Genomic DNA, 7397 nt, shown 5'->3' with positions numbered 1-7397 from the left:
AAAACGACGCAAAACAACCGTTGCAGGCAGGGCGCCGTCCACATATGGATCCTGGGGTCTGCGCCGCGTCGCTTCGCTCCTTGCTCCGCCCCAGGATGACGAGGAGCGGGGTCGCTCACTCTGCTGCCTCTTCGATCTTCTCCATATCGTCGTCCGACAGGCCGAAATGGTGGCCGATCTCGTGGATCAGCACATGGGTGACGATGTCGCCCAGCGTTTCCTCGTTCTCGGCCCAGTAGTCGAGGATGGCGCGACGATAGAGGGTGATGCGGTTCGGCCCCTCGCCGGTCTGCGGATTCCAGCGCTCGGCGATGCCGCGCCCCTCGAACAGGCCGAGCAGGTCGAAGGGCGTTTCCAGCGAAAGGTCGTCCATGATCTCGTCGGTCGGGAATTCGGCGATCTGAATGACGATCTCGCCGGTCAACTTGCGAAAGTCCTCCGGCAGATGGGCATAGGCCTCCAGCGCCAGGAGCTCGATTTCCTCCATCGTTGGCGAAAGCTGGTCGTGCCAGATGCGTGTTTGGTAGATGCGAGCCATGCTTTGTCCTTTGATCCCGGCATATAGGCTTTCAGGCCGGACTCGGCAAATGACGCGGCAGATTCAAGGGCGCAATCTGTCATCCGCTCTGGTCTAGGGATGGCCTTTGCGAGATGATGGACGCCGCCATACCCGAAGCCGAACCTCCATCGTTCTGTCAGAGTCGAGTGTTCAAATGCCATTCAGCAACCAATTCGTCAGAAGCGCTGCAATTTGTGGAGTGTTTGGCGCACTGCTTCTTTTGGTGCTGGTGGTCTTGACCAGTTATCTCGGCAGGAATTCCGAGTTGGTCAGCCTGCTTCGGATGCTTGTCGGCGCCATCATAGGCGTCATGATCGTCTGGCTGGTTTTAGGGATGGCCCGGAAGCGGCCGGGTCGATAACTCACGGGCAGTTCCTGTTTCGTGAACGGCCCGCTAAAATCGGGCAGGAATAAATTCCCCATGACTCCGCTTGACTCTTCATCCTCCCTCTGGAATCTATAGGGAACATAACAGGAACAATTGTGAGTGGAAGCTGACCGTCATGGCGACAAGCGCCGTGGCGCGGGAGACTGTTTTTGCCCTGCGCCGCCAGATCGCGAAGATCGAAGGGACCTTGCCCGAGCGCCTGGAGGCGCCGGCCAGTTCGTCGTTTGACGCGGATGTCCCTCGTCAGAGTCTGACACCCTCTCGGCATCCGACACCCGCTCGGAATCTGACCATTGTCCGGCGCGGCCTCGCCGTGGCGCCGCCCGATGCGTTTTTGCGCACCGGCGCCGAGCGCCTCGATGCTGCGCTGAGCGGCGGCCTGCCGAAGGCGGCGGTGAGCGAGTTTCATGGCGCCGCGACCCGCGATGCCGGGGCCGTTGCCGGTTTTGCCTTGTCGCTCGTCAGCCTGATCCTCAGCCAGGGGCCGCGATTGCCGGTGCTGTGGATCGGCACATCCGAGGTTTTCCGCGAGGCCGGCTTTCCCTATGCCAGGGGGCTTCACGCCTTCTTCGGCATCGAGCCGGAGCAATTGCTGTTTTCCGAGGCGCCAGGGCTGCTCGATGCGCTGTGGATCGCCGAGGAGGCTGCCCGGATGACGGCGCTGGCCGCCGTCATCCTCGAAATCCGCGGCAGCCCGCAGCGGCTTGACCTCACCGCGACGCGGCGGCTGCACGCCCGCGCGCAGAGTGCGGGCCGGCCGCTGTTCCTGCTGCGCCAGGCCGGCGAGCCCGAACCGACGGCAGCGCCCGTCCGCCTCATCCTGTCGGCGGCACCGGCGGCAACGCGTAAGACGCTTGCCGGGCCGCTCGCCGGCTCGATCGGCCGGCCCGCCTTCACCGTCGCCATCGGCAAGAGCTGCACGGCCTTGTCCGGAAAATTCACACTGGAGTGGAACCCCGATGAACGCATATTCGAAGAAAGACGGGGCGAGCAAGGAAGGTCTCAGGAATGGGCCCCAGAACGGCCAAAGAATCCTATCCCTGTGGTTTCCGCATCTCGCCGCCGAGAGGATCCTGCGGCAGCGTCTGGGGCGGTCCTGGCGTTCCCGGCCGTCGGATCACCTGCCGCTGGTGATCAGTCACCGCGACCGGAACGCCCAGCGCATCGCCGCCCTCGACGAGCGGGCCGAGGCGCTTAATCTGAAGCGCGGCATGGGCATAGCCGACGCACGCGCCATGCATCCCTCGATCGACATCGTGGAGGCCGATCCGGAGGCCGACCGGCGCCTGCTCGAAGGCCTCGCCGACTGGTGCGACCGCTATACCCCGCTGGTGGCGCTTGACGGGACCGACGGCCTCTATCTCGACGTCACCGGCTGCACCCATCTTTTCGGCGGCGAACGCTCGATGCTGGACGATATCCTGTCGCGTTTTTTCCATCAGGGCTTCGATGTCCGCGCCGGGCTTGCCGCCACGCCTGGTGCTGCCTGGGCGGCGGCGCGGTTTGCTGGCGACCGCATCGTGCCCGATGGTGAGGAGGAAGCGCTTCTCGCGCCCTTGCCGCTGGCGGCGCTGCGCATCGACCCGGAGGTACGCGCCAGCCTCGAAAGCGTCGGCCTGCGCACGGCGGGCGCCGTCATGGCGGCACCGCGCGCGCCGCTGGCCCGCCGCTTCGGCGCATCGCTGCTCTTGCGCCTCGACCAGGCGCTTGGCCGCCTCGAGGAGGCCGTGTCGCCGCGCCTGCCGGTGGCACCGCTTTCGGTCGAGCGTCACCTTGCCGAGCCGATCATGCTGACCGAGGACATCGAGCGGCTGACCGGCATGCTGGCGACCACCTTGAAGAGCGACCTCGAGCGTCGCGGCGAAGGCGCAAGGCGGCTGGCGCTGCTGCTTTTCCGCGTCGATGGCGGCGTCAGCCGCATCGCCGTCGGCACCTCGCGGCCTCTGCGCGAGCCGCGGCTGATCCAGAAATTGTTCCACGAAAGGCTTGCCGCGCTCGAACAGGATATCGACGCCGGCTATGGCTTCGATCTCGTGCGCCTTTCGGTGCTGACCGCCGCCGCCTTCGACATGCAGCAGGCCGACCTTGCCGGCGAGACGAGCGACGACGGTGCCGATATCGCGCTTTTTGCCGACCGCATTCGCGCCCGGCTCGGCGAAGGCGCGGTCTTGAAGCCGGTCGCCGTCGAGAGCCATTTGCCGGAGCGCGCCGTCGCCACCCTTCCCTTCACGGAGGCGCCGCAGAGAAGCTCGCCGCCGAAGCAGCCGGACAAGGCGAAGGACGCTCCCACGACCGTCTTCCAGCCGGAACGGCCGATCCGGCTTTTCCGTTCGCCCGAGCCGATCGAGGTGCCGGCCACCGAAATGCCGGAAGGCCCGCCTTTGAACTTCCGCTGGCGGCGCGCGCTCTACCGGGTCGTGCGCGCCGAAGGGCCGGAGCGCATCGCGCCGGAATGGTGGCGAGGGGCGGCGGGACGAGAAGATGCCCCGACCCGGGATTATTTCCGCATCGAGGATGCCGACGGCCGCCGTTACTGGCTCTATCGCCAGGGCCTTTACGGCGCCTCTCAAGTCCCGCCGCGCTGGTTCATGCATGGGATCTTCGCATGAATGCGCTGACGGCCAACCCCTATGCCGAATTCGGCATCCAGTCGAACTTCTCGTTTCTGCGCGGTGCCTCGAAACCGGAGGAGTTGGTGGTCGCGGCAAAATTCCTGGGGTTTTCGGCGATCGGTCTCGCCGACCGCAACACGGTGGCGGGCGTGGTGCGCGCCTGGCAGCAGGCCAAGGTGGAGGGTGTTTCCTATCATCCCGGCTGCCGCCTGGTTTTTTGCGACGGCACGCCGGACATCCTCGCCTACCCGCAGGACCGCAAGGGCTGGGGGCATCTCTGCCGCATGCTGACACAGGCCAATCTGCGTGACGAGAACGAAAAAGGGGCGACGCTCCTCAAACAGAGCGATCTTCTCGAATGGGGCGATCTCCTGTCGCTCGCCATACTGCCGGATGTGTCGGCGGACGCGGAAACCAGCCTCGCACTCCTTAGCCGGCTCAAGGATCGTTTCGGTGAAAACCTGCGGCTTGCGGTTTCGCCGGATTACCGCGGCAACGACCGCTTCCGTATCGAGCAGGCGGCGGCGATGGCGGATCTGGCCGGCATCCCGTTGATGGCGACCAACGATGTTCTCTACCATACGTCGGAACGGCGCCCGCTGCAGGACGTGCTGACGGCGATCCGCCTCAATGTGCCCGTCGCTGAGGTGGGACTGGAGCTGGCGGCCAATGCCGAGCGTCACTTAAAGCCACCGCTGGAGATGGCACGGCTTTTCCGCAGGCATCCGCAAGCGCTGGCGGAAACGCTGCGTTTTGCCGGCGAGCTGACCTTCTCGCTCAGTGACCTGCAATACAACTATCCCGACGAGCCGACGGAATCGGGTCTTGGGCCGCAGGCCGAACTGGAAAGGCTGGCCAAGGAGGGAGCCGCCATCCGCTACCCCTCGGGCGTGCCCGCTTTTGTGACGCAGCGCATCGAGGAGGAGCTCGCTCTGATCGAGCGCCTGAACTACGCGCGCTATTTCCTGACTGTCCACGACATCGTCAAATTCGCCCGCAGCCAGAACATTCTCTGCCAGGGGCGCGGCTCTGCCGCCAACTCGATCGTCTGCTTCTGCATTGGCATCACCGAAGTCGGCCCGGACAAGATCGAAACGCTTTTCGAGCGCTTCATTTCCGAGGAAAGAAACGAGCCGCCCGACATCGACGTCGATTTCGAGCATGAAAAGCGCGAGGAGGTCATCCAGTACATCTATTCCAAATACAGCACCAAGCGCACCGCGCTGGCCGCCGCCGTCGTCAGCTACCGGGGCCGCTCGGCGATGCGCGAAGTGGCCAAGGCGATGGGCCTGTCGGACGACGTCCGGGGCGCGCTGTCCAGTTCGATCTGGGGCTGGTCGACCTCGGAGCTCGGCGAAAAGGAGACAAAGGCCGGCGGCCTCGATCAGACCGATCCATCGACAAGGCATGTGATCGAATGCGCCAACGAGATCATGGGCTTTCCCCGTCATTTGTCGCAGCATGTCGGCGGTTTTGTCATCACCCGGGACCGGCTCGACGAGATCGTGCCCATCGTCAAGACGGCGATGGACGAGCGCAAGATGGTCGAGTGGGACAAGGACGATCTCGACGCGGTGAAAATCCTTAAAGTGGACGTGCTGGCGCTCGGCATGCTGACCTGCCTGCAGCGCGCCTTCACCCTGCTCCAGGATCATTATCCGCAGGCGCGGGACGCGTACGGCCTGCCCTATGTGCTGGCCACTCTGCCTGCCGAGGACAAGCATGTCTACGACATGATCTGCCGTGCCGACACGATCGGCGTCTTCCAGATCGAATCGCGCGCGCAGATGTCGATGCTGCCGCGGCTGCGGCCGAAAAGCTTTTACGACCTCGTCATCGAGGTGGCGATCGTGCGGCCCGGCCCGATCCAAGGCGACATGGTCCACCCTTATCTGCGCCGCCGGCAAGGCAAGGAAAAACCCGAATATCCCAAGCCGGAACTGGAAAAAATACTCGGCAGGACGCTGGGCGTGCCGCTGTTCCAGGAGCAGGCGATGAAGATCGCCATCGTTGCTGGCGGCTTCAGGCCGGGCGAGGCCGATGAACTGCGCCGCGCCATGGCGACATTCAAGCGCACCGGCACGATCGGCAATTACCGCAAGAGAATGGTCGACGGCATGGTCGCCAAGGGCTACGAAAAAGACTTCGCCGAGCGCTGCTTCAAGCAGATCGAGGGTTTTGGCGAATACGGCTTTCCCGAGAGCCACGCCGCCTCCTTCGCCCTGCTGGTCTATGCCTCCTGCTGGTTCAAGACCTTCTATCCCGACGTGTTCTGCGCCGCGATCCTGAATTCCCAGCCGATGGGGTTTTACCAGCCGGCCCAGCTTGTCCGCGACGCGCATGACCACGGCGTCGAGATCCGCGAGGTCGATGTCAATTTTTCCGGCTGGGATTGCGCCTTGGAGAAATCGCCTTTCGATCCGGATCGTATCCTTGACCGCCATGCCCAGATGCGCGGCGTCATCCGGACCAGCCATGCCGTCCGGCTCGGCTTTCGCCAGGTCAAGGGCCTGTCGAAGGAGCGCATGGAAGCGTTTGTGTCTCGGCGCGGCGCCGGCTATGCATCCGTACGCGACGTCTGGCTGCGCTCGGGCCTCAACGTCGACGAGATCGAAAAACTGGCGCAGGCCGACGCTTTCCGGTCGCTTGGATTGAACCGTCGCGACGCTCTATGGGCGGTCCGCGCGCTCGACGGCAAGAGTGCCGCCGAAAAGCTGCCGCTGTTCGACCAGCCGGCGATCCGCTTGCGCGATCTGGAGCCTGCAACCAGGCTCCCGACAATGCCGCTCGGCGAGCACGTCGTCCACGACTACCGCTCGCTTGGCCTGTCGCTGAAGGCGCACCCGGTCGCCTTCCTGCGTCAAAGGCTGGATCGTTCCGGCGTCACGCCCAATGTGCGGCTCGGCCAGGTGCGGGACGGCCGGCGCGTTTCGGTCGCCGGCCTCGTGCTGGTGCGGCAGCGGCCGGGCAATGGCAAGGCGATTTTCCTGACGCTGGAAGACGAGAATGCGGTCGCCAACATCATTTTCTGGGAAAGGACTTTTGACCGCTTCCGCCCCATCGTCATGGGCGCGCGTCTCATCCGCGTCACCGGCAAGCTGCAATCGGAATCGGACGTCATCCATATCGTCGCCGAGAAGGTCGAGGATCTGACGCCGTGGCTGTCGGTGCTGCTTGAGCAGGCAAGGCCGGCGGACAGACTGTCGAGCAGTGCAGACGAGGCTCAGCCCGGCAGCATCGCGCAAACGGAACTATTGGGAAAGGCAGAGAAGGTCATGCCCAAAGGGCGCAATTTTCAATAGAGGCGCGAAAGATCGCGACGGAGCGGCTCTGAACCGCAGCACTCAGGGCGTTCCACCCAGGCGCGGCGGCGGTGGCATGGCATCATCTATGGTGATGACACGCGCTTCCGATGGCAGCATGATCGGAATGCCGTCCCGCACCGGATAGGCAAGCTTTGCCACCCGCGAGATAAGCTCGCCGCGCTCCGGATCCCAGGCAAGCGGCCCCTTGGTCAGCGGGCAGGCCAAGAGTTCCAGCAGCTTGGGGTCGACAGTCCTGTTCCCGTCACGTCCATCCGCCATTTGGTTTGTCCTTCCACAGGGCAATCGGGTTAAGGTTTCGAGCGCGAACTTCCTTCTCCTCTTGTGGGAGAAGGTGGCCGAGCGAAGCTCGGTCGGATGAGGGGTGTTCCAGCTTGGCACCGACGACACTCCGTCCAGCACCCCTCAACCGTCTTGGCGCTGCGCGCCAATCCACCTTCTCCCACAAGGAGGGCTTTGCATGAAGGGTGTGCTTAACCTGATTGGCCTACTGGGCGTCTTTTGAAGGCGTCTAA

Annotated in this window: 5 protein-coding genes; 3 read left to right on the top strand and 2 right to left on the bottom strand. The window is 64.2% G+C overall.

Going from position 1 to position 7397, the window contains the following annotated elements:
- Positions 1 to 115: 115 nt before the first annotated feature.
- On the bottom strand, positions 116 to 538 hold the full coding sequence (locus NKH04_RS32625; protein WP_023680515.1) for a metallopeptidase family protein: 423 nt from the start codon (positions 536 to 538) through the stop codon (positions 116 to 118).
- 524 nt (positions 539 to 1062) lie between these two features.
- Here NKH04_RS32625 and NKH04_RS32620 point away from each other — a divergent pair.
- From NKH04_RS32620 to NKH04_RS32610, 3 genes are read left to right on the top strand one after another with little or no spacing between them, the layout of a single operon-like run.
- Entirely contained in the window at positions 1063 to 2145 is a 1083-nt protein-coding gene (locus NKH04_RS32620) for an ImuA family protein (RefSeq protein ID WP_352834851.1), read from the top strand.
- Entirely contained in the window at positions 2078 to 3556 is a 1479-nt protein-coding gene (locus tag NKH04_RS32615) for a DUF6504 family protein (protein WP_352834854.1), read from the top strand. Before NKH04_RS32620 ends, NKH04_RS32615 begins: the two co-directional genes overlap by 68 nt.
- The gene (locus NKH04_RS32610) at positions 3553 to 6861 is read left to right on the top strand and encodes an error-prone DNA polymerase (protein WP_352834856.1); all 3309 of its coding nucleotides are present in this window, start codon (positions 3553 to 3555) and stop codon (positions 6859 to 6861) included. Before NKH04_RS32615 ends, NKH04_RS32610 begins: the two co-directional genes overlap by 4 nt.
- Positions 6862 to 6903: 42 nt before the next feature.
- Here NKH04_RS32610 and NKH04_RS32605 read toward each other — a convergent pair whose 3' ends face one another.
- Positions 6904 to 7143, bottom strand: a complete 240-nt coding sequence (locus NKH04_RS32605) for a Trm112 family protein (RefSeq protein WP_023675986.1) — start codon at positions 7141 to 7143, stop codon at positions 6904 to 6906.
- Positions 7144 to 7397 lie beyond the last annotated feature (254 nt).

Origin of the sequence: Mesorhizobium sp. M1365 (assembly GCF_040317865.1) — a bacterium.
GTDB lineage: Bacteria > Pseudomonadota > Alphaproteobacteria > Rhizobiales > Rhizobiaceae > Mesorhizobium.
The sequence above is the reverse complement of the archived record's forward strand: the minus strand, read 5'-3'. Positions and strand labels throughout refer to the sequence as shown.